19 protein-coding genes and 1 pseudogene are annotated in these 21,263 nt (G+C 61.4%); 7 read left to right on the top strand and 13 right to left on the bottom strand.

Annotated elements, in window-relative coordinates; genetic code table 11:
- Positions 1–22 precede the first annotated feature (22 nt).
- The 3 genes from A9K68_RS18535 to A9K68_RS18525 all read right to left on the bottom strand — a co-directional run bounded on the left by A9K68_RS18535 (position 23) and on the right by A9K68_RS18525 (position 4,410).
- On the bottom strand, positions 23–973 hold the full coding sequence (locus A9K68_RS18535; RefSeq protein ID WP_065009363.1) for an ABC transporter permease: 951 nt from the start codon (positions 971–973) through the stop codon (positions 23–25).
- Between the two features lie 63 nt (positions 974–1,036).
- The gene (locus A9K68_RS18530; protein ID WP_065009364.1) at positions 1,037–2,707 is read right to left on the bottom strand and encodes a peptide ABC transporter substrate-binding protein; all 1,671 of its coding nucleotides are present in this window, start codon (positions 2,705–2,707) and stop codon (positions 1,037–1,039) included.
- 38 nt (positions 2,708–2,745) lie between these two features.
- A complete protein-coding gene (locus tag A9K68_RS18525) occupies positions 2,746–4,410 on the bottom strand; it encodes an ABC transporter ATP-binding protein (RefSeq protein WP_065009365.1) in 1,665 nt (554 codons plus the stop codon).
- A 788-nt stretch (positions 4,411–5,198) separates the two neighbouring features.
- Here A9K68_RS18525 and A9K68_RS18520 point away from each other — a divergent pair.
- From A9K68_RS18520 to A9K68_RS18510, 3 genes are all read left to right on the top strand, one after another.
- A complete protein-coding gene (locus A9K68_RS18520; protein ID WP_065009366.1) occupies positions 5,199–6,524 on the top strand; it encodes an FAD-binding oxidoreductase in 1,326 nt (441 codons plus the stop codon).
- An 86-nt stretch (positions 6,525–6,610) separates the two neighbouring features.
- Positions 6,611–7,684, top strand: coding sequence for a tartrate dehydrogenase (locus tag A9K68_RS18515; protein WP_065009367.1), 1,074 nt, complete (start codon positions 6,611–6,613; stop codon positions 7,682–7,684).
- A gap of 10 nt (positions 7,685–7,694) precedes the next feature.
- Entirely contained in the window at positions 7,695–8,171 is a 477-nt protein-coding gene (locus A9K68_RS18510) for an Lrp/AsnC family transcriptional regulator (RefSeq protein ID WP_065009368.1), read from the top strand.
- 142 nt (positions 8,172–8,313) lie between these two features.
- Here A9K68_RS18510 and A9K68_RS18505 read toward each other — a convergent pair whose 3' ends face one another.
- On the bottom strand, positions 8,314–9,690 hold the full coding sequence (locus A9K68_RS18505) for an aspartate aminotransferase family protein (protein WP_065009369.1): 1,377 nt from the start codon (positions 9,688–9,690) through the stop codon (positions 8,314–8,316).
- 30 nt (positions 9,691–9,720) lie between these two features.
- Positions 9,721–10,564: pseudogene (locus A9K68_RS18500) on the bottom strand (GNAT family N-acetyltransferase).
- Positions 10,565–10,885: 321 nt separating this feature from the next.
- On the opposite strand from A9K68_RS18500, the gene A9K68_RS18495 reads away from it, so the two are divergent.
- Positions 10,886–11,575 carry a haloacid dehalogenase type II gene (locus A9K68_RS18495; protein WP_065009370.1) on the top strand — a complete coding sequence of 230 codons (690 nt, stop codon included), beginning with the start codon at positions 10,886–10,888 and terminating at the stop codon, positions 11,573–11,575.
- A gap of 107 nt (positions 11,576–11,682) precedes the next feature.
- On the opposite strand, the gene A9K68_RS18490 is transcribed toward A9K68_RS18495, so the two are convergent.
- The 5 genes from A9K68_RS18490 to argE all read right to left on the bottom strand — a co-directional run bounded on the left by A9K68_RS18490 (position 11,683) and on the right by argE (position 16,835).
- Positions 11,683–13,161, bottom strand: coding sequence for an NAD-dependent succinate-semialdehyde dehydrogenase (locus A9K68_RS18490; RefSeq protein ID WP_065009371.1), 1,479 nt, complete (start codon positions 13,159–13,161; stop codon positions 11,683–11,685).
- A 19-nt stretch (positions 13,162–13,180) separates the two neighbouring features.
- Positions 13,181–14,224 carry a tartrate dehydrogenase gene (locus tag A9K68_RS18485; protein ID WP_065009372.1) on the bottom strand — a complete coding sequence of 348 codons (1,044 nt, stop codon included), beginning with the start codon at positions 14,222–14,224 and terminating at the stop codon, positions 13,181–13,183.
- A gap of 176 nt (positions 14,225–14,400) precedes the next feature.
- Positions 14,401–14,757 carry a cupin domain-containing protein gene (locus A9K68_RS18480; protein WP_065009373.1) on the bottom strand — a complete coding sequence of 119 codons (357 nt, stop codon included), beginning with the start codon at positions 14,755–14,757 and terminating at the stop codon, positions 14,401–14,403.
- A gap of 14 nt (positions 14,758–14,771) precedes the next feature.
- Positions 14,772–15,695, bottom strand: a complete 924-nt coding sequence (locus A9K68_RS18475) for a glyoxylate/hydroxypyruvate reductase A (RefSeq protein WP_065009374.1) — start codon at positions 15,693–15,695, stop codon at positions 14,772–14,774.
- 15 nt (positions 15,696–15,710) lie between these two features.
- Positions 15,711–16,835 carry an acetylornithine deacetylase gene (gene argE / locus A9K68_RS18470; RefSeq protein WP_065009606.1) on the bottom strand — a complete coding sequence of 375 codons (1,125 nt, stop codon included), beginning with the start codon at positions 16,833–16,835 and terminating at the stop codon, positions 15,711–15,713.
- Positions 16,836–17,081: 246 nt separating this feature from the next.
- Between argE and A9K68_RS18465 the strand changes: the two genes are divergently transcribed.
- From A9K68_RS18465 to A9K68_RS18455, 3 genes are all read left to right on the top strand, one after another.
- A complete protein-coding gene (locus A9K68_RS18465) occupies positions 17,082–17,960 on the top strand; it encodes a GNAT family N-acetyltransferase (RefSeq protein ID WP_065009375.1) in 879 nt (292 codons plus the stop codon).
- Between the two features lie 92 nt (positions 17,961–18,052).
- Entirely contained in the window at positions 18,053–18,676 is a 624-nt protein-coding gene (locus A9K68_RS18460; RefSeq protein ID WP_065009376.1) for a LysE family translocator, read from the top strand.
- A 431-nt stretch (positions 18,677–19,107) separates the two neighbouring features.
- Positions 19,108–19,710 carry a cupin domain-containing protein gene (locus tag A9K68_RS18455; protein ID WP_065009607.1) on the top strand — a complete coding sequence of 201 codons (603 nt, stop codon included), beginning with the start codon at positions 19,108–19,110 and terminating at the stop codon, positions 19,708–19,710.
- Between the two features lie 127 nt (positions 19,711–19,837).
- Here the strand turns inward: A9K68_RS18455 and A9K68_RS18450 are convergent, their stop codons facing one another.
- Genes A9K68_RS18450 through A9K68_RS31775 form a run of 3 tightly spaced genes read right to left on the bottom strand, consistent with a single transcriptional unit; the run spans position 19,838 to position 21,257 of the window.
- The gene (locus A9K68_RS18450; RefSeq protein WP_065009377.1) at positions 19,838–20,329 is read right to left on the bottom strand and encodes a flavodoxin; all 492 of its coding nucleotides are present in this window, start codon (positions 20,327–20,329) and stop codon (positions 19,838–19,840) included.
- Positions 20,330–20,361: 32 nt separating this feature from the next.
- A complete protein-coding gene (locus tag A9K68_RS18445; protein ID WP_246811185.1) occupies positions 20,362–21,033 on the bottom strand; it encodes an aldo/keto reductase in 672 nt (223 codons plus the stop codon).
- 41 nt (positions 21,034–21,074) lie between these two features.
- The gene (locus A9K68_RS31775) at positions 21,075–21,257 is read right to left on the bottom strand and encodes a hypothetical protein (RefSeq protein ID WP_246811184.1); all 183 of its coding nucleotides are present in this window, start codon (positions 21,255–21,257) and stop codon (positions 21,075–21,077) included.
- Positions 21,258–21,263: the final 6 nt, after the last annotated feature.

Below are 21,263 nucleotides of genomic sequence, written 5' to 3'. Positions count from 1 at the left end.
TGTCAGGGGTGAGATTGCGCGCTCAACCCAGGCGAATGCGCGGGTCGACGATCGCCACCGCGATGTCTGCGATCAAATTGCCCAGGATGACGAGGATGGCCGAGAACATCAGCAGCCCCATCACGACCGGGTAGTCGCTGTAGCCGAGGCTGTCGAGGAACAGCCGCCCCATGCCTGGCCAGGTAAACACGGTCTCCGTCACCAGTGCGCCGGTCAGGATGCTGGGAAGCTGCACCCCTGCCAGCGTGATCATCGGCAACAGTGCATTGCCAACGACGTGTTTCATTATGACTCGGCGCTCGGTCAGGCCCTTGGCGCGGGCAGTCTTGACGAAATCCTGGCTGATCGCGTCGAGGGTGGAGGTGCGCATGTAGCGGCTCCAGATCGCCACATGCACCAGCGACAGCACGAGGCTGGGCAGGATAAGGTGGTGCAGATAGTTCAGCACCGAGCCGTCGCCGATGGTGTACATGTTGCCCGCAGGCACCCAGCCCAGCTTGAGCGAAAAGATGTAGATGCCGACGAGCCCGAACCAGAAGGTCGGGATCGACAGCGCGACCATGGCGCCAACCGTCGCCAGATGGTCAAACAGCGAGTAGCGGTGCGTAGCGCCGCGGATGCCGATCCAAGTGCCAATGGCGATTGCGATCGCGGTGGATGTGCCCATCAGCAGCAACGTGGCAAAGACGTGCCGGCCGATCACCGAAAGCACCGGCGCCCCATCGCGGAAGGAGTTGCCCCAGTCGCCCTGGAGAAGCCGCCAGGCCCAATCGAGATATTGCATCCACAGCGGCCGATTGAGCCCTAGTTGCTCTTTCAGGCGATCGAGATCGTCCTGCGTCATGCCGGGATCGAGCCCGAATTGCGCCAGTGGCCCCCCCGGTAACAAGTTCAGGACAACGAACCCGATGACCGACACGATCAGGAGCAGGATGAGGCTCTGCGAGAGCCGGTTGAGCAGGAAGCCACGCATTCAACTCTCCCCTTTCAAGACGCCGGTGACACGCCGCCGCCCTAAGGCGGCGGCGTAAGTATGTCAGTCCTTCCAATGCCATCCGGCGGCATGCCAGGATGCGACGCGGGTGTTGGAATTTGCCTCGAAACCCTCCAGCCCTGCCTTGCGGCCGAACACATTGGCGTAGGCAAACAGAGGCAGGAACGGCAGATCCTGACGAACAATTTCCTGAACACGCAGATAGATGGCGCGCCGCTCTTCCCGATCGAAGGTGCGGGTACCCTTGTCGAGCAGCGCATCAACCTCCGGGTTGGAGTATTGGCCGGTGTTCGAGCCCTTTCCGCCCTTCGCGACGATCGCCTTTGTGTGCAGGCGGTTGGTAACGTCGGGGTCGCCCGCGATGACATTGGTTACACCGGAGATAGCTGATTCAAACTGCGATTTGAGCCAGAAATCACCCCACATGACGGCGGCCGGCAGGTTCGAAATGGTCATCTCCACCCCGATCTCGGCGAACGTCTGCTGCAAGAACTGCTGCGTCTGCTCGCGCAGGTGGTTGCCGGAGGTGGTGGAGTTTGCGAACGACAGACGCACCCCGTCCTTCACTCGTATTCCGTCGGATCCGGGTACCCAGCCGGCCTCGTCGAGGATCTGGCGCGCGCGCTCGATGTTGAACTCCTGCGCCGGCAGGTTAGGATTGTAGTAGTAGGAATTCTGCGGCATGAAGGTCTCGGTGGGGTTGTGGACCCCGTAATAAAGTCCTTCGAGGATCGCTTTCCTATCTATTGCGGCGTAGAGCGCCTGGCGAACCGCAGGGTCCTTGAATTGCGGCTTCTCAAGATTGAGATAGATCGACTCGACCGATGCTCCGCGCTCCAACATGACCACGCGATCCGGTAGTGTGCTGGCTTCCGCATAGTTGTCGGCGGTTATGAATGCCTGGTCGACAAGATCAATGTCGCCGCTCTTGAACTGGGTGTAGAGCACCGTCATGTCGGGGATGTATTTGAAGACGAGCCGCTCCAAATAGGGCCCCTCCCCGGCATAGTCCGTGTTCGCGACGAGTTCGATGTGATCGCCGGCGATGCGCTGCGCCCACTTGAATGCGCCAGTGCCGACAGGCGCCTGATTGAAGGCGGCGGCGTTCGGGTCGGCCTCTTTTTCGAGGATGTGCTTGGGAACCATGAAGGTTTCGGCGAGAAACGACAGGTAGGGGGCGAAAGCCTCCTCCATCCGCCAGGTGAGCTCGGTCGGCGAGACCACCTTGATGTCGCGCACCAGCGAATGACCCGCCGTGCGCCACGCGCGGAATTTCGGATTGGTGATGAGCTCAAGCGTGAACTTCACATCCTCGGCCGTGAAGGGTTGGCCGTCGTGCCAGCGAACATCATCACGCAGGCGGATGCGCCACAAAAGTCCATCCTCCGAAATGCCGCCGTTCTTTTGGCTGGGCACTTCGGCGACAAGATTGGGCTGAAGAACGCCCTTGGGGTCCATGCGAACGAGTGCATCAAACACCGAGAAGTGCACGGCGTCGTCGCACTCGGTATGCGGCATCAGTGGATTGAAGACGGTGGGTTCCTGCGAAAATCCGACGACGACGCGGCCGGTCGGGCTCGCTGGAGGGTTCTGGGCGAAGGCGGGTTTGCCCAAAAGATTGGGCGCAATGAGGCCTGCGGCCCCGCCTATCGCCATCAATCGAAGGGCGTCGCGCCGCGAGTAGTTCGATTTGGAGTTCGTACGTTCACTCATTGGAATTCCCCTTGTTCTGGCGGTGTCCGCCGTGGCTCTTACCCGTTTGCTGCAACCGGGCGGTTAGCTCCCGGCTGCTCTCCCGGAATCGCCGCCACCAGCTCACGCGTGTAGGCTGATTGCGGGTCGAGGAAGATCTGCGAGGGTGGTCCGCGTTCAACGATCCGCCCTTTCTGCATCACCGCGATTTCGTCGCAGATCTGGCTGGCGACGCGCAGGTCGTGGGTGATGAAGATCATCGATACGCCGGTCTCTCGCTGGATTTGGTCCAGCAGCTTCAGGATCTGCGCCTGGATCGAAACGTCGAGCGCCGACACGGCCTCGTCGGCGATCAGCAGCTTCGGCTTGAACATCAGCGCCCGGGCGATGCCTATGCGCTGGCGTTGCCCACCGGAAAATTCGTGCGGATAGCGGCCGAAGGCGCCGGTATCGAGACCGACATGAGCCAGTAGCACCTTCGCCTCTTCACGCGCTTGGGCATACGGCATCCCGTGCGCGACCGGGCCAACAGTCAGGATGTGGCCGACAGTCGAACGCGGGTTGAGCGAGGCGAAGGGATCCTGGAAAATCATCTGAACCCGGGGCCGCAGTGGGCGGAACTCGGCTTCGGAAAGCTTCGCGATGTCCTGCCCCTCGAACAGAATCCCGCCGCCGTCGCAGTCCAGCAGCTTGATCAGAAGCCGGCCCAGCGATGATTTGCCCGAACCGCTCTCGCCAACGACGCCCAGCGTGCGCCCGGGCGCCAGATCGAACGAGACCTCGTTAACGGCGGGCACGACGCGCTCCTTGCCGAACAGCGCACTGCCGCTGCGGTAGGTCTTCACCAGGCCCTCGACCTTCAGGATCGGTGCTTTGTTGGCCGTCTCCAGAGGAATGCGGTCCTCGCCGGTCAGGTGGGGGACGGCTGCGATAAGGCGCCGGGTGTAGGGATGGCTGGGCGACGTCAGGACCTGTTGAGCGCTACCCTGTTCGACGATGTGGCCCTTCTCCATCACGACGACACTGTCTGCGATCTCGGCCACCACCCCGAAGTCGTGGGTGATGAACATGACGCTCATTCCCTTGCGGCGCTGAATGTCGCGGATCAGCTCCAGAATCTGTGCCTGGGTGGTCACGTCGAGCGCGGTCGTCGGTTCATCCGCGATCAGGATCGTGGGTTCAAGCGCCAGCGCCATGGCGATCATAACCCGCTGCCGCTGCCCGCCAGAAAGCCGGAACGGATACTGATGATACATGAGTTCGGGGTCGGGCAGCCCCACCTCGGTCAGCAACTCGACAGCGAGGCCGCGACGGGATTTCGGGGTGCCGACGCCATGTGCCGCCATCACTTCGTCGATCTGCGCGCCCACCGTCATCAGCGGGTTGAGTGCCGAGAGCGGATCCTGGAAAATCATCGACACAACCTGACCGCGTAGGCTGCGCAGTTTGTCGGGCGACAGGCCTATGATGTTCACCCCATCCAGCTGGATGGCGCCCGAGGAGACGCGGATCACCTTGGGCAGAAGCCCCATGATCGCATTGGCTGTGACAGACTTTCCCGATCCGGATTCGCCGATGATGCACAGGATCTGACCGCGCTTCAGATCAAAGGAGATGTTCTCGACGGCATGGGTCCGTTCCATGCCTTCCGGCAAATTCACCGTGAGGTCGCGTATCGAAAGCGCCACATCGTGGGGGGCTACAGCCTGGATGCTTGCGACCATCGAGATCACCTCCCCTTTAAACCGAACGGGTCCAGGCTGTTGCGGACCGCATCATCGCCCTTTGAGCAGAAGCGCCGCACCGGAGCGGCCGTCGTCTGGCCATCTCGGCGCTTCGCGCATTGAGGCTGCGAGAAACGGATTCTGCTCATCCTGGCGGCTCCCTTGATCAAATTCGGTCCGTGTACCGGACACTGTTCCTTTTGTTGGAGAACTCTCCGAAGGCGTAAGCCCTGCCTATCGGAAGTCCTCTGGAGCTTGCCTGCCATAAGGAAAGGTTGCTCCGTTCTTTCAGCCAGTTTGACTGTTTTGTTTCCGCAGAGTCGTCGAAACTTGGCCCTCGGGCGGCAGGAACTTCTGAAAAGAACGTCCAGTTCGGCATTTCACTCTGCAGCTGTTCGGGGCCCGCGACATGATCCGGCAATCATATCCTTCATGCGGTAGTACGCGCCCACAACGGGCAGGAACCAGGGCTTCCGGCGTGCATCGACACCGTGTGCCACGCAATGCGGTCGAGCGGAACGGTGTCCGTGCGGCCCGTCGCAATGTAGGCCAAGGCACTGCCGATCAGGGTCGGCAACTGTGCGCCGCGCGCCCTGAATAGCCATGCCGTAGATGACGCGACTGCATGAAGTGTACTCCTGCTTGCCCCGGCGACAGCGAGCTTTTCGCCCAACAATAGACTGTCCTCGGGGCCGCCGGCCGCACGATATTCTGTCCAGGTACAAACTTCGCAGCCTGCCTCCGCAGGCGGCAGGTTAGGATGCTTCAAATTACCGGAGTCCCCATCCATGCCCGCGCCGCTCATGCACATCGATTCCAGCCCTTCCCTGCCTCGTGAGGCGGACGTCGTCGTCATCGGCGGCGGCGTAGTAGGCGTATTCACGGCATATTATCTCGCACGCCGCGGCGTCAGCGTTGCCCTGCTGGAGAAAGGACGCGTTGCCGCCGAACAGTCCAGCCGCAACTGGGGCTGGTGCCGCCAGCAGAACCGTGACGCGCGCGAGTTGCCGATGGCAACCAAGAGCCTCGATCTCTGGGAAAAAGTGGCGCAGGAGACCGGCGAGGACACCGGATTCCGCCGCTGCGGCCTGCTCTATCTCTCGCAGGACGAAAACGAGTTGGCAGGCTGGGCAAAGTGGCGCGATTTCGCCAGGACGGTTGGCGTCACGACGCATGTGCTGAGCGAGGAAGAAGCCACCGAACGGGGCAAGGCGACCGGCCGCAAATGGAAAGGCGGCGTGTTCTCGCCAACTGACGGAACGGCGGATCCTTCAAAGGCGGTGCCCGTCGCCGCGCGCGGCATCATGGCGGCCGGCGGCACCGTACATCAGAACTGCGCGGCGCGCGGGCTGGAGTTGAGCGCCGGCCGGGTCAGCGGCGTCGTTACAGAAGCGGGAACCATCCGGACAACGACCGTGGTCATGGCCGGAGGCGCGTGGGCTTCTTCCTTCTGCAACCAGCTTGGCATTCGTTTCCCGCAAGCTGCCGTGCGTCAGTCCATTCTAGCCGTAGCGCCGGGCGCAGAAGGCCTGCCGGATGCCCTGCATACGGCGCGCGTCTCGCTGACGCGGCGCAGCAACTGTGGATACGCGCTGGCGATCAGCGGGAGGGCACGAGTCGATCCAACGCCGCAGCAGCTCAGGTTCAGCCGCGAGTTCGTGCCGATGTTCGCCCGCCGCTGGCGCAGTCTGGCCCCGGGAGCGTTCGAGGGCTGGCGTCAAGGTCATGAAAGCCTGGGGAAATGGGCCCTCGACGACGTCACGCCAATGGAACGGAATCGGATTCTCGACCCGAAGCCGGACATGAGGCAGATTCGGCTGACATATCAAAGAGCCTGCGAATTGCTGCCCGAATTCCAGCGAGTCGCGATTTCTCATGCTTGGGCGGGCTATGTCGACAGCACGCCCGATGGCATCCCGGCAATCGGTGAAGTGGAGGGGATTCCGGGCTTCCTTCTCGCCGCGGGATTTAGCGGCCACGGCTTCGGGATCGGCCCCGGCGCCGGGCATATGATCGCCGACATCATCACCGGCAGCGAGCCGATCGTCGATCCGCGTCCTTATAGGCCGGAGCGTCTGAAGACCGCTGCGTGGGGCAAGGTCGCTGAATTCTGAGAAGACCGATTTGCCAACGTCCAACCGGTCGCACATGAGATCGAGGCCGCGAGGCGGCCAGCACTGAAAACAATGGGGAAGTGACGATGCGCGAATATGAGATTGCCGCCATTCCTGCCGACGGGATCGGCCCAGAGGTCATTGCTGCCGGTCTCCAGGCGCTTGAGGCGCTGCAGCAGCGCTGCGGCGATTTCAAGCTGCACGTCCAGCACTTCGACTGGGGCTCGGACTATTACAAGGCGAATGGTCGGATGATGCCCGAAGATGGGGTGGCGCAACTGAAGCGCTTCGACGCTATCTTTTTTGGCGCGGTAGGCGCTCCCGATGTGCCCGACGACATCACGCTCTGGGGGCTCCGGCTGCCGATTTGCCAAGGCTTTGATCAATACGCGAACGTGCGGCCGACCAGGATTTTGTCCGGTATTGCTTCGCCGCTGGCGGGCGTTGGCCCTGGCGATTTGGATTGGGTCATCGTGCGGGAGAATTCCGAGGGCGAGTATTCGGGCCACGGCGGCCGAGCCCATCGCGGCCTCCCCGAAGAGGTCGGAACCGAGGTCGCGATCTTCACGCGCGTCGGCGTCACCCGCATCATGCGCTACGCGTTCCGGCTGGCGCAGTCACGGCCGCGAAAGCTCCTGACAGTCGTTACAAAATCCAACGCGCAGCGTCACGGCATGGTAATGTGGGACGAAATCGCAGCCGAGGTGGCGCCGGAATTCCCGGACGTCGCCTGGGACAAGATGCTGGTCGATGCTATGACAGTGCGTATGACGCTGAAACCTCGGAGCCTCGATACGATCGTCGCCACCAATCTTCACGCCGATATATTGTCGGACCTTGCAGGCGCGCTCGCCGGCAGCCTCGGTGTAGCACCGACCGCCAATATTGATCCCGAGCGGCGCTATCCCTCGATGTTCGAGCCTATCCACGGCTCGGCATTCGACATTGCCGGCAAAGGGATCGCCAACCCTGTCGCCACCTTCTGGACCGCTGCCCAGATGCTCGAACATCTGGGCGAGAACGACGCGGCTGCCCGGTTGATGCGCGCGGTGGAAACGGTGACGAGTGAAGGCGTGCTGACGCCGGACGTTGGTGGCACCGCGACCACGCAGGAAGTAACGGACGCCGTTTGCCGGACGATCCGCGGTTCGAACGTGTGACAGGTTTCTGATGAAGCTCGACAAGATCGACATCAAAATTCTCTCCGAGCTGCAAAAGAACGGGCGCATATCCAACGTCGAGCTTGCCGAGCTGGTGTATCTGTCACCGAGCCCCTGCCTGATGCGGGTCAAGAAGCTTCAGGCGGAAGGCTTCATCACCGGTTATTCCGCCCAGATCGACGTCTCCAAGCTAGGGCAGACTCTGACGATCTTCACCGAAGTCACGCTCAAGCACCACCAGCAGAACGACTTCGCGAGATTTCTCACCGCAATTCAGAAAGTCGATTCTGTTATCGAATGCCACCTGGTTTCAGGCGGTTACGACTATCTTGTGAAGTTTGTCACAGCGGGCATCAGCGAGTACCAGACGATCATGGAGCGCATGATCGAACTGGATATCGGAATCGACAAATATTTCAGCTTCGTCGTGCTGAAGTCACCGATCGTCAAATCCCATTTGCCTCTTGACGCTATATTCGACAGGTAAGGCGCGCTCCGCGGCCTTGACTTCGCTGCGATTCGACATGCATGAAGACGAGACCTTAAAGCGCGTTGCATGAATGCATTCGAACGCGACGCGCTTTAGGCGTTTGCCGCATTGACCGAGGTCGCTTCGGCGATGGCAATGGTCATGCCTTCATCGCCGACCGCACGTCCTGGTCTTCGAGGGTTTGATCCAACGTCATCCGGGTACGTTCGAGGATTCCATCGATATCGTCCTCGGTGCAGCAGAGCGGCGGCGCAAAGCCAAGGATGCCGCTGTTGAAGGCGCGGATGACAAGGCCGTTCGCCCACGCGCGCTCGAAGATACGGCGCCCCGGATCGGCCGCCGCCGGCAGCGGCGTTTTGCGCTCCTTGTCGGTGACCAACTCGATTGCTGCCAGCATGCCGCGGCCGCGAATGTCGCCAACCAGCGGGTGGTCGGCGAGCGAGCGAAGCCCTTCCATCAGGCGCTTGCCAGCCTTGCGCCCATTGTCGAGCAAGCTGTCTTCATAGAGACGCAGGCATTCGAGCCCGACCGCCGCGCTCACGGGATGGGCCGAATAAGTATAGCCATGGCCGACAGGCGCTTTGCCGGCTCCGTCCGCGATCGAATTGTACACTCGGTCCGAGATGAAGACGGCACCCATCGGCACGTAGCCCGAGGTCAGTCCCTTTGCCGTTGTCATGAGATCCGGCACGACCTCGTCTTCCTCACAGGCGAAGAGCGGGCCGGTACGGCCAAAGGCAGTGATGACTTCGTCGACAACGAACAGAATGTCATGTTCCTTGCACACGGCGTGCAGAGCCTTCAGCCAACCTGTCGGTGGAACGAGGACACCGCCCGAACCCTGGATGGGTTCGGCGTAGAAGGCCGCCACGCGGCCCGCGCCGAGTTCCGCGATTTTGGCCCGCAGGGCCGCGACTGATGCATCGATGATCGCCTGCGGGTCGGAACCGACAGGATTGCGATAGGCGTAGTGCGAAGGAATTTTGTGCTGCCAGTCGTATGGCACGCCGAAACCTGCATGGAAAGCCGGGATCGCGGTCAGGCCTGACCCTGCCGTCGAGGAGCCATGGTAGCCATGCTCGACCGAGATGAACTGGTCCTTCTGCGGCGTGCCCTTGGCATGGTAGTAATAGCGAATGAAGCGGATCGTGCTGTCGATTGCGTCGGAGCCGCCAAGCGTGAAATAGACATGGTTCAAATCGCCGGGCGCCAGTTCGGCAAGCCTGGCAGCAAGGCGAATGGCAGGCTCGGATCCCAGCCCGAAATATCCAGTCGCATAGGGAAGCTCTCTAAGCTGCTTTGCGGCTGCTTCAACGACACTTTCCTGGCCGTATCCGATGTTTACACACCATAGACCGGCGAATCCGTCGAGCAGGGTTTTCCCGCTTGCATCGGTCACCGTTGCGCCCTTGGCGGATTTGAGCACCCGCACGCCCGTCTCCTCGTGGCTCCGATAGCACGAAAACGGGTGAACCAGATGTGCGCGATCGAGTTCGATCAGTGAATTTGCCAGCATTTCTTCCTCCGATTCAACCGAGTGCCTGATTTAACCAAGTGCCTGACTGACCAACGCATATGTGCGGTGATGCGCGGGCTTGCTTTCCTTATGCGTGCCCATGGAGCGTCGCATCGTGATCCCACCGCCGACGTGCGCGAGGCCGCGCGCGGTGAGCCATTCAGCAAGATCCGTCGAGACGTCGGGTATCGACACGAACAAACTTGCCCTGATGATGGGCGAGCAGAAAGTCGATCAGTGCCTTGGCCTCGGCACCGTTTCTCGCCACCACCGGCCCGATGACCAGCCCCCGGCCGAATGGCCGGATGGCGGAAAAGGCCTGGATATCGCCTTCATCGCGAATGACAGCGAACTTCGCGCGCTCGAAAAGCCGCTTCATCAGCGCCGAACGGTCATGGCCAAATGCCTCGCGATCCAGCACCTCGAGGCGAGCAAGATCGCCGCTCTCTGCCCAGGATACACGGGCCGGCGCCGAAACTGCCAACGCCTCGCCCTGATGCTGCACGATCTCGCCAGTCGTGACGAAGCCCAGCTTCTCATAGAGCGGCAGGCCTTCCCGTGTCGCCGTCAGGCAACAGGTGCGCTCACCCGCCTTGGCAAGCGCCTCTTCCATCATCTTTCGGCCGAGTCCGCGGCCGCGCATGGCCGCATCGACGATCACCATGTTGATGGCGGCGGCATTGTCGCCGTAGGGGGTCATCATGATGGTCGCCACCACGCGTTCTTGTTCCAGAGCGACGATCCCCCGGCTGACCGACTGGGCCAGCTCCCAATCCTCGCGACGATGCGGCCATTCAACTTGGCGAGACAACTCGACAGCGCCTTCCAGGTGCCCCGCTGTCATCTCTTCAAGGATGATCTGTCGTGTGGTCATGATGAATTTCCGGCCTTCATCTTCAGGTGCTTACGGTAGACCACCAAAGACAGCAGTTCCTCCCGACCGGCAGCCATGCGCGACGCGTTTTCACTATCCTTCGCCGCTCGCGCCGCATCTTCTGCCGAAGCATGGCCGACAGGCCGCGCTGCTCCCAAAGCTCGAAAAGACACCTGGCGCAACACTCTGCCAAACCGGCGATGCAATACGAAACGATCTGCTTCAGGTCGCCGCGAATGCGGCCGTTAGTCTTCCAGATCTCCGACTATGGTGATTGTGGTACAGGCACGCTGTGCCGAGAAAACCAGGAGGATTGTCGCCATGTCGACGTTCAGACCGAAATACATCACCTTCGACTGCTACGGTACGCTCACCAATTTCGATATGGCCGGCGCGGCGCGGCGCGTCTACGGCGAGCGCCTCTCCCCAGAGGCAATGGCCAGCTTCGTCGAGGCTTTTAGAGGCTATCGCCTTGACGAGGTGCTGGGGCCATGGAAACCCTTCCTCGAGGTGGTGCAGAATTCCATCGAACGCAGTTGCAAGCGCATCGGTATCCAGTTCAAACCCGAAGACGCCCAACGCATCTATGACGAAGTGCCGACCTGGGGTCCGCACCCCGACGTCCCGGCTGGCCTGTCCAGAGTGGCCAAGGAAATCCCACTGGTGATCCTGTCCAACTCCATGAACAGCCTGATCATGTCGAATGTGGAAAAGCTCGGCGCGCCCTTTCACACCGTCATCACCGCCGAACAGGTTGGCGCCTATAAGCCGCTGATGAAGGGCTTTGAATACATGCTCGACAAGCTCGGCTGCGGCCCGGAGGACATCACTCATGTGTCGTCCTCCTTCCGCTACGATCTGATGACCGCCTACGATCTCGGCATCAAGAGCAAGGTCTGGGTGAACCGCGGCCACGAGCCCGCAAACCCCTTCTACGAATATACCGAGATCAAGGATATCGGCGGGCTGGCCGCCGCCGTCGGCCTGGAGCCCGTTCGCGAAGTTGCCTGAGGCTGGCGCGCCTCCGGCATCGCGGCATCCGACGTATCTAAATGAAAAAGGGGCGGTTCGACCGCCCCTTTCTGATTCTGGTGCCGCTGTTGCGACTCCGGCAAGGCCTACTGGTTCAACCCGCCGACGTGAAGCGTCTTGACCTCCAGATATTCCTCGATCCCGAGCTGCGATCCTTCGCGGCCCAGCCCCGACTGCTTCACGCCGCCGAATGGCGCAACCTCGGTCGAGATCAGGCCGGTATTGAGCCCGACCATGCCGAACTCCAGCGCCTCGGCGACACGCCACGATCGTTTGAGATTTTCCGTGTAGAAGTAGGCGGCAAGGCCGAACGGCGTGCCGTTTGCGATCGTGATGGCCTCTTCCTCCGTCTCGAAGCGAAAAAGCGGCGCCACCGGACCGAATGTCTCTTCCGATGCCAGGAGCATCTCGGTCGTAGCCTCCCCCAGGACGACGGGCCGTGCATATTGCCTGCCATCGGGCACTGCCTCGCTTTGGGCGAGGATCTGCGCGCCTTTCGTCTTCGCATCCGCGATGTGACGCTCGATCTTGTCGATCGCGGCCGTGTTGATCATCGGGCCGATCTCAGTGCCCTCGTCGGTTCCTGCGCCAACCTTCATCTGGGTGACGCGCTGGCTCAGCTTTTCGGCGAAGGCGTCGTAAACGCCTTCCTGCACGAGAATCCGGTTCGCGCAAACGCAGGTTTGACCGCCATTGCGGAACTTGGATAGGATCACCCCTTCAACTGCGTTATCCAGATCGGCGTCGTCAAAGACGATAAAGGGCGCGTTGCCGCCAAGCTCCAGGCTCAGCCGCTTGATGCTATCGGCCGCGCCACGCATGAGCAGCGCACCGACGCGGGTCGAACCGGTGAACGAGATCTTGCGCACCGTTTCATTGGCCATCAGCTCTTTGCCGATCTCTCCCGGCATGCCGGTCACGATATTGATAACGCCTGCCGGGATGCCCGCCCGCTCCGCCAGGACGCCGAGCGCGAGCGCCGAAAACGGTGTGAACTCCGACGGCTTGATGACAACCGTACAACCTGCGGCCAGCGCCGGTGCTACTTTGCGCGTGATCATCGCGTTCGGAAAATTCCACGGGGTGATGACGGCACAGACGCCGACTGCTTCCTTGAGAACCAGAATGCGGCGATCGGCGGTGGGTGACGGAATGGTCGAGCCACCGATCCGGCGCGCCTCTTCGGCGAACCATTTTACAAAGGATGCGCCGTATCGGATTTCCGCCGACGCCTCGGCAAGCGGCTTACCCTGTTCCAGCGTCAGCAGAAGCGCCAGATCCTGTTCGTGCTGGCGAATGAGGTCGTGCCAGCGCTCCAGCAGTCTCGCACGCTCGGCATGGGTCGTCTTCTTCCAGCTTTTGAATGCCTCGGCCGCAGCACCGATCGCGGCCCTGGTCTCGTCGCCGCCCATGTCGGGAACGCTGCCAAGAACATTCAGGGTGGCAGGGTTGGTGACATCGACGACGACCTTTTTATCCGCCTCCCGCCACACACCGCCAATCAACGCCTGCTGGCGCAACAGGTCCGCATCGTCAAACGTGCCTATCTTCGTTATCGCATTCATGGTCTTTTCCTCTGCCCTTTCAGCTCAACGCTGCAAGCACGGCTTGCGTGATTGTTTCAGTCCGGTCCTTGCCTGCGATCGTGCCTATCCCCTGCGCGGTTACGGACTCGATCGCCGAGATCACTTCTGCCGCAGCATGCCCCTCGCCCAGATGCTCGAGCATCATCGCACCGGACCAGATCGCAGCGATCGGATTGGCGACCCCGAGATGCGCGATGTCGGGCGCCGAACCATGGACCGGCTCGAACATGGAAGGCGCGCTGCGATCGGGATTGATGTTGGCAGAGGCGGCGTAACCCAGCCCGCCCTGAATGGCCGCACCAATATCCGTGAGGATGTCGCCAAAAAGGTTCGAGGCGACGATCACGTCGAGGCTTTCCGGCGCCAGCACCATGCGGGCGGCAATGGCGTCGATGTGGTAGTGCGAGACCTCGACATCGGCATAGTCCTTCGCCACTTCGCGGGTGACCTCATCCCAGAAAACCATGGAATGTTTCTGTGCGTTGGATTTGGTGACGGAGGCGAGCTTTTTGCGGCGCGCCCGCGCTTGTTCGAAACCGAACCGGATGATCCGTTCCACACCCGTGCGCGTGAAGATTGCTGTCTCAACCGCGACCTCATTGGTCGTGCCGGAATGAATGCGCCCACCGGCGCCGGAATATTCGCCTTCCGTATTCTCGCGGATGCACAGGATGTCGAAACCATCGGAGCGGAGCGGGCCCTGAACGCCCGGCAACAGCCGGTGCGGCCGTATGTTGGCGTACTGCGTGAACCCTTTCCGGATCGGCAGGAGCAGTCCGTGAAGCGATACTGAGTCGGGCACTTCCGCGGACCAGCCGACAGCGCCGAGATAGATCGCATCGAATTTTCGAAGCGACTCGATGCCGTCTGGCGGCATCATTGCGCCGGTTTCCAGGTAGTAGGCGCAGGACCATGGGAAGCGTGTGCCATCAAGGGCGAAACCGCCCCGTTTGGCCGCGGCCTGCATCACCTGCCATGCCGCCCCTGTCACCTCCTTGCCGATGCCATCGCCGGGGATGAGCGCTATGTCGTAGGTCTTCATTGATGGCGGTCCTCATTTGCACTAGCGTTTCATCGGAACAATAGCGGACCGCGCGCCGCATTTTTCGTCGAGGATGAGCCGCCGGACGGCGTCGAATCGCGTCAGGCGGGGCTTGGAAAGTCGATTGTTCCGGAATCCGTCGCGCGCTCTACTCGGCCGTACATTGAGCACTGAAGTCAGTCATAAACGCAGACGTAGATCTTGCGCACGGTCTCGATCGTGCGCCAGACGCCGACGAAACCGGGCTTCATCACGAAACTGTCGCCGGCGCGGTAAGTCTTGGTCTCACCGCCCTTCTCCTCGATTTCGATCACACCCGAAATGATGTGGCAGAACTCGTAGGTGGTGCCCTTGATCGAATGCGTCTCGCCGGGGGTCGCCTCCCAGAGGCCGGTCAGAACCTTCTCACCTTTCGAGGCATCCTGCGCCCAGGTCTTGAAGGATGGAGTGCCGGAAATGAGCCGCTCCGGCAGCGGCAATGCCTCCTTCGGCGGGAAGGCGGGATTTGTGTCAATCGTGGTCAGCAGTGACATGTGAGGTTCCCTGGTTAGTAGCCGAGCGTCCGATCGACGAGGCCGATCAGTTCTTCGCCGGCGCGGTGGCGCCGGACGTTGTCCACGGCGGCTTGCGCCGCCGTATGCGGTTGTGTCACCGAGGCAATGTGCGGCGTTATCATCACTTTCGGATGCGTCCACAGCGGATGGTCTTCCGGGAGCGGTTCTGGATCGGTGACATCAAGCATCGCCGCAGCTACGTGACCGGTATCGAGCGCGTCGATCAGCGCGGCCTGGTCGAGTTGCGGACCCCTGCCGACATGCAGCAGCCGCACCCCGGCTGGTAGCAAGGAGAAGAATTTTGCATCGAGAATGCCGCTGGTTTCCTGCGTCAGCGGTAGCAGGCAGACGAGAATATCCGTCTGCTTCAGAAAGCCGGGCAACTGATCGGCGTCGTGAAAACAGGCGACGCCCTCTATCCGCTTTTCGCTGCGGCTCCACCCGGCAAGCGGAAACTGGAACGGCTTCAGGCGCTCGATTGCCGCCTGCGCCAGCATGCCAAGCCCAAGAAAACCGACCCGGCGTTCGGACGCCTGTCGAGCGGCAATCGGTTGCCAGAGGCACCTTTTCTGCTGCTCGAAATAGGCGGGCATCTCCCGGTGCAGCGCCAACACGCCAAGCGCGACGTATTCCTGCATCATGCGGATGATGCCATCCTCGACCATGCGCACAAGCTTCACATGGCCCGGCACCACGTCCTGCTTGAACTGGTCGACGCCGGCTCCGATCGAAAACAGCACTTCCAGATTGCGGTAGCGTGAGATCTCGTCCGGCACCGTCCAGGTGATGAGGTAGCGCACCCTGTCCGGGTCCATCTCCTCGCCGGAATGGAAGAATTCCAAATCCGGGAGTTCGCGCGCGAAGACCTCGCGGAACACCACAGCACGCGCCGCACCGGAATTGAAAAGGAATGCCATGGAACCCGCCCTTCCTCAGGCCGCGAGAAGCGCGCCGAGATCGTCGATCATGCTCTGGCAGGCAGCAAGCTCACCGATCTCGATGTATTCATTGGGGCGATGCGCGCGGGATATTTCGCCGGGGCCGCAAATGATCGCATCGATGCCGGCCTGCTGATAAAGCCCGGCCTCCGTGCCGTAGCTGACCGCCGTGAGCGGCTCCTGCCCCGTCAGCTCTGTCAGAACGGCCGCCAGCTTGCTCCCATCCGCCGGCGCAAGGGCGGGATAGGAACTCAACTCGTGCCAAATTACCTCGAAGCCGCCGTCGCGCAGATCGAAAAGCCGGGCTTTGACCGGCTCGAGCAGGGAGGCTGGAAAAACGCCCGGGACGGCACGCACTTCGATATCGGCTGTGCAGTGGCCAGCGATGATATTGACCGCCTGTCCACCGGCGATCACGCCCACTTGCAAGGATGAATATGGGGGCTCGAAATTTTGATCGAGCGGCCCGCCGGCGAGCGATTGGCCGTAGGCGACGGCGTGCGTGATGACGCCGGCCATGGCGTGCACGGCGTTTAGTCCGAGATCGGGGCGTGACGAATGGCCGGATCGCCCGATCACTTCGAGCCGCGCCGCGGCCTTCCCTTTGTGTGCACGCACAGGTTGCATCCGACTCGGCTCGCCGACAATCGCGCCAAGCGGCCTCTCGCATAGGCTCGGCAATGCAACCAGGAGATGCGGCACACCACGGCACCCCGCCTCTTCATCGTAGGAGAATGCGAGATGGACTGGCTGCCGCAGGTTCATTGCCGCAAGTCCTGGCAGCGCAGCCAATGCGCAGGCGAGAAAGCCCTTCATGTCGGTGGTGCCGCGGCCGTAAAGCCTGCCGCCCTCGCGACGCAGGACGAACGGATCCGAGCTCCATTCCGGCTCGCCGGCCGGCACCACATCCATATGGCCGGAGATGATGTAACCCCGACCGGCACGCGGGCCGACCGTGACGAACAGGTTGGACCGGTCGCCCTCGGGACCGGGCAGAACCGTCACCTCGGCTCCGGCTGCCTGACAGTAGTCGCGGATCCAATCGACGATCTCGCCGTTTGGCGTGCCCACAACGGAGGGAAATGCGATCAAGGTCGCGAGGATTTCTTCCACGTTCATGGCGGTCCGCTCTGCTTGCACATTGTCACCGGGTGCGACCAGCCTATCTGTAGGCAGCAGTGTTCCCTGCCGAATCGCGTCGTGCTTTGGCTGAAGATTGCGAAAAAACGCCTCGAAGCAGCGAAACCTGCTGGCTTTCCCGTGTAAAGCTGCGGCAAATGAGGCCTGTCGCGACATGGCGTCGACGACGGAAACACCACATGCCTGCGACGCTGGGCTTTGGTTTGAAGGAGCCGATCGACTGAGATGCAGAGATCAGTACGCCTGAAATCCTTTGAACTGGTCGCGCGCGACATCAATGATGTCGACGTTGATCTGCTGCATGCGCTATCGATTTCGGTCCGCTGGCCGCATCGCCCCAAGGATTGGGATTTGTTGCGCCGCGCCGGCCACGGCATCGCCGCCGTTGACGGAATTGGGCGCGTCTTCGGAAGCGCGATGTGGTTTCCCCACGGGGACGATTTTGCCACCATTGGCCTGGTGATCACGACGCCTCGCGCACAGGCGCAGGGAGGTGGCCGATGGCTCATGGACCAGGTCCTCGAGCAATGCGGGGATCGCAATCTGGCCCTCAACGCAACCCATCCCGCCTATCCGCTATATATTTCACTCGGCTTCACCAGCGAAGCGACCGTCTACATGCGCCAGGGCGAGGTCCCACAAAAACTCCCGCCATTGCCGGTTTTGGATGGTGAACTAAGTGAGCTGTCCAGCGGCAGGCTTCGCGAGATCACCGAGCTTGACGCGCGTGCGTTTGGGACAAATCGTGCGGGGCTACTTGCGTTGCTCGCAGAGGATGCCTCGATAGCCACTCTGAGCCGCGCTGGCGAGGTCGTTGGCTATTCCATGTGTCGCGAGTTCGGGCGCGGCCATGTGATTGGCCCCATTGTGGCTCGAAGCGACCAGGACGCGGTCCATCTTACCGCCGTCCATCTGAAGAAGCTGGCAGGTCGATTCGCGCGCGTCGATACGCGCGAGAGGGATGGCGTGTTTGCCGAGTTCCTTCAGCAGAGCGGCCTCGGCATTGCCGAGACCGTGACGACAATGTCCAAAGGCCGCCGGTTCCTGAACCGGGAAAACACTGGTCCGTGGGTTTATGGATTAGCCGGCCACGCGTTGAGCTGAATGCAAGTCTTGTCCGCTCAAGCGGCGGTCAGAGGCTGCAGGTGGATCAGAGCGTTTGCCAATGCAACGAAAACCCCAGGAGAACCGGCGAAATGCAGTTCGATACAATCATCCCGTTCGTGGCGGCATCGCTGGTTTTGGCGTTTGCCCCGGGTCCTGACAACATTTTCGTCGTGACCCAATCGGCCATCAACGGCTGGCGACAGGGTATCGTCGTGACATTGGGCCTTTGCGCCGGTCTTATCGTGCACACCCTGGCTGTGGCGTTCGGGGTGGCCGTTATCTTCCAGAAGTCCGATGCGGCCTTCGTCGCACTAAAGTTGGTCGGCGCGGCATACCTGCTTTACCTCGCCTATTGCGCGTACAAGGCGGACCCCGCCGAGTTTAAAACGGAAGGAAATGACGCTCAGCCTTTCGGCACCATGTTTGTCCGCGGGATCGTCATGAACGTCACGAATCCCAAGGTTGCGATTTTCTTTCTCGCCTTCTTGCCGCAGTTTGCAAATCCCGACCGAGGCTCCATCTTGTGGCAGGTGATGATACTTGGGCTACTGTTCATCGCCTCAGCCTTTGTAGCCTTCGCCCTCATCGTCATAATTGCTAGCGCGATCAGGCAGCGACTGCTGCGATCGGAAAAGGCGCAGCTTGTGCTTAATCGACTTGCGGGTGTGGTGTTTGTGGGACTCGCGGTAAAGCTTGCTAGCGCAGACCGCTAGTGCTCCGCCAAAGACACATTCGTCACCGACACTGCGAAAGCAGGCGAAGGTTGCCGTCACGACGTCGGGACGGACAACGCTCCTGATCTCCTCCGAATCCCGGATTCAGTTACCGCTGCCGACATAGAGACCGTCCGACACCCATCCGCCACGCCATCCACGATAACGTGGCCGATGCCGCGCGAGCACGGCTCGATGCGCGCGTTGACATGATTAATGTCCGCAGCAAATCGGATGTGATGATGTCCGGAGATGACCCGCATGCGACCAGCCGGCCATCCGCGATGACCATCATCTGGTCGCTGAAGCGCAGGGGCAGAGATAGACACGGCGTAGATCCCTACCGAACAGGCAGCGGAACCGACCGGCATGAAGACAGTTGAATCGGCATGAAGGCTCGTCTTCTGACAGCCAGCAATGCAGGCTACATCATGAGCATTCTGCAGAGTGCCAAGAAAGCTGTCGAGCAGGCTACCGGTGTCGCAAGACCGGGCAGGCAAGAAGTAACCGGTCTTGTAAGGCGGCGAAAAGCGAATGAGTTTTGGTTCAAGGATGATGGCCTGGTGCCCAATCATCCGTTTTGGCCGCTTGTCGTCTATCGAGGCGCCGTGAGGCTGCCTGAGGAATTTGATCCCGCAGCCGTCTTCGAGGAGCTTTTCGAGGCCAATGGATGGGGAGACAGCTGGCGGAATGGCATCTACGACTACGTTCACTACCATTCGCGAATACATGAGGTGCTCGGGGTTGCGGCCGGGGCGGCCAAAGTCCGGTTTGGAGGCAAAAAGGGACGAACCCTGTCCGTGAAGGCCGGCGACGTCGCGGTTCTTCCGGCCGGCACCGGGCACCAATGCCTTTCGGCATCCGCCGATTTTCTAGTGGTCGGCGCCTATCCTCCATTTGGGACCTATGATGAATGCACGACTGCCCAGGAGCATGATCGCGCGCTCGCGACAATCCAGAAGGTAGGTCGTCCACGCAAGGATCCCGCCTATGGGAGCAAAGGCCCGCTTCTGCAAAATTGGAGGAAGACCTGAAGTAGGCGCAGATCGATCGAAGACCCACAGCACAGAACGCACACGAGCTAGGGGTGTACAACTCAGGCTAACGGCCTATCTCGACGCTCGCGAGCCACCGAGTGACCTCTCGAAGCGTCTCGCGCTCCTAGTCGCATTGTTTGGAAAACCCATTGATCAGACGGGCACCTGGTGCATGTTCGGCGATTACGGCCAGGCTGTTGCCGAGCCCATAGCCGCCATGCGCGATGAACGGCACCAGTGTCTTGCCCGACAGGTCGTGCTGCGACAGCAACGAGCGTATGACGGAAGGCGCGGTCATTCCCCAGATCGGAAAGCCCAGGAACACGGTTTCATAGGAGCTCTGATCCGGTACCCTCGCCTGCAGCGGCGGTTCGTAACCCCGCTGCCGCTCCTCTGCCTGTGCGACCTGTGCCTCGTAGTCTTCCGGATAGGCCGCCGCCGGCACGATCTGAAACAGGGTTGCATCAAGCGCGCGGACAATCACTAGGACCGAGACACTGCGACCGGCCGCGGTCGGTTCAGCGCTTGTTGCCGCAAAACTCACTCCCGCCACCAAAGCCAGCAGGAACGAGCGTTGCAGGGCCTGCCGACGCGAGATGAAGGCAGTCGAATTCATCGGGGGCCTCCCGTCACGGCTAGCCATGGCGATCAGGCTTTCGGAGGCGCTTCTAAGCCCGAATAGACCAGCACGGCGTCAGGAAGGCGTCCGCCCTGAACTCGATCGCGGCCACGGCCGCATTGAGTTCGGCGACTTCGGCCGGACATGAACTGGACGTCGGCCGCGCCAATGTTCTCGAGCACGTGCGGCATCTGGGTCGTACCGGGGATCGGTCTATCCAGGGCTTGTGCGCCAGCAGCCAGGCCGGCGCGATCTGCGCGGGCGTGGCCCGCTTCCGTTCGGCCCAGGCCTTCACCAGATCCACCAACGCTTATGCGGCAGGTTGTCCGGCGAGAACCGGGACTCGATCCCGCGAATGTCGCCTTCGGCGAACCGTGTCCTGGCATCGATAGCACCCGCCAGGAACCCGCCCCGAGCGGGCTCCACGGCACGAGCCGATGGCCAAGTTCCTCGCAGAGCGGGATCACCTCTTCTTCCGGCCCACGCCATAGCATCGAGTATTCGTTCTGGACGGCGGTGACAGGCAGTGCGCCATGCGCGCGGCGAAGCGTTCCCAGCCCCATCTCCGACAGGCCCCAGTGCAGGACCTTGCCTTCCGCCATCAGGTCCTTGACCGCGCCTGCTACGTCTTCGATCGGCACTGTCGGGTCGACGCGGTGCTGGTAGAGCAGATCGATGCGGTCGGTGCGCAGGCGCTTCAACATGCCCTCGACCACAATCTTGATGTGGTCCGAACGGCTGTTCAGGCCGGGCGCCGCTCGCCGGTCTCCTGATCGATGTTCCAGCCAAACTTGGTTGCGATCACGACCTCATTTCGGAACGGCTCCACGCCTTCGACCCGAGCCGGCGGCAGCCATCGCCAGCTTTCAGCCTCCTTCTGGAACGTCTGCGCTTCAGAGAATAAGACGACCGAAGTTGCGATCAACTGTCC

This window comes from Mesorhizobium sp. AA22 (assembly GCF_001672375.2).
Taxonomy (GTDB): Bacteria; Pseudomonadota; Alphaproteobacteria; order Rhizobiales; family Rhizobiaceae; genus Mesorhizobium; species Mesorhizobium wenxiniae.
The sequence above is the reverse complement of the archived record's forward strand: the minus strand, read 5'-3'. Positions and strand labels throughout refer to the sequence as shown.

Excerpts from the sequence above, each read along its gene's own strand:
- A9K68_RS18535 (WP_065009363.1), bottom strand. The coding sequence starts at position 973 with ATGCGTGGCTTCCTGCTCAACCGGCTCTCGCAGAGCCTCATCCTGCTC.
- A9K68_RS18530 (WP_065009364.1), bottom strand. The coding sequence starts at position 2,707 with ATGAGTGAACGTACGAACTCCAAATCGAACTACTCGCGGCGCGACGCC.
- A9K68_RS18525 (WP_065009365.1), bottom strand. The coding sequence starts at position 4,410 with ATGGTCGCAAGCATCCAGGCTGTAGCCCCCCACGATGTGGCGCTTTCG.
- A9K68_RS18520 (WP_065009366.1), top strand. The coding sequence starts at position 5,199 with ATGCCCGCGCCGCTCATGCACATCGATTCCAGCCCTTCCCTGCCTCGT.
- A9K68_RS18515 (WP_065009367.1), top strand. The coding sequence starts at position 6,611 with ATGCGCGAATATGAGATTGCCGCCATTCCTGCCGACGGGATCGGCCCA.
- A9K68_RS18510 (WP_065009368.1), top strand. The coding sequence starts at position 7,695 with ATGAAGCTCGACAAGATCGACATCAAAATTCTCTCCGAGCTGCAAAAG.
- A9K68_RS18505 (WP_065009369.1), bottom strand. The coding sequence starts at position 9,690 with ATGCTGGCAAATTCACTGATCGAACTCGATCGCGCACATCTGGTTCAC.
- A9K68_RS18495 (WP_065009370.1), top strand. The coding sequence starts at position 10,886 with ATGTCGACGTTCAGACCGAAATACATCACCTTCGACTGCTACGGTACG.
- A9K68_RS18490 (WP_065009371.1), bottom strand. The coding sequence starts at position 13,161 with ATGAATGCGATAACGAAGATAGGCACGTTTGACGATGCGGACCTGTTG.
- A9K68_RS18485 (WP_065009372.1), bottom strand. The coding sequence starts at position 14,224 with ATGAAGACCTACGACATAGCGCTCATCCCCGGCGATGGCATCGGCAAG.
- A9K68_RS18480 (WP_065009373.1), bottom strand. The coding sequence starts at position 14,757 with ATGTCACTGCTGACCACGATTGACACAAATCCCGCCTTCCCGCCGAAG.
- A9K68_RS18475 (WP_065009374.1), bottom strand. The coding sequence starts at position 15,695 with ATGGCATTCCTTTTCAATTCCGGTGCGGCGCGTGCTGTGGTGTTCCGC.
- argE (WP_065009606.1), bottom strand. The coding sequence starts at position 16,835 with ATGAACGTGGAAGAAATCCTCGCGACCTTGATCGCATTTCCCTCCGTT.
- A9K68_RS18465 (WP_065009375.1), top strand. The coding sequence starts at position 17,082 with ATGCAGAGATCAGTACGCCTGAAATCCTTTGAACTGGTCGCGCGCGAC.
- A9K68_RS18460 (WP_065009376.1), top strand. The coding sequence starts at position 18,053 with ATGCAGTTCGATACAATCATCCCGTTCGTGGCGGCATCGCTGGTTTTG.
- A9K68_RS18455 (WP_065009607.1), top strand. The coding sequence starts at position 19,108 with ATGAGCATTCTGCAGAGTGCCAAGAAAGCTGTCGAGCAGGCTACCGGT.
- A9K68_RS18450 (WP_065009377.1), bottom strand. The coding sequence starts at position 20,329 with ATGAATTCGACTGCCTTCATCTCGCGTCGGCAGGCCCTGCAACGCTCG.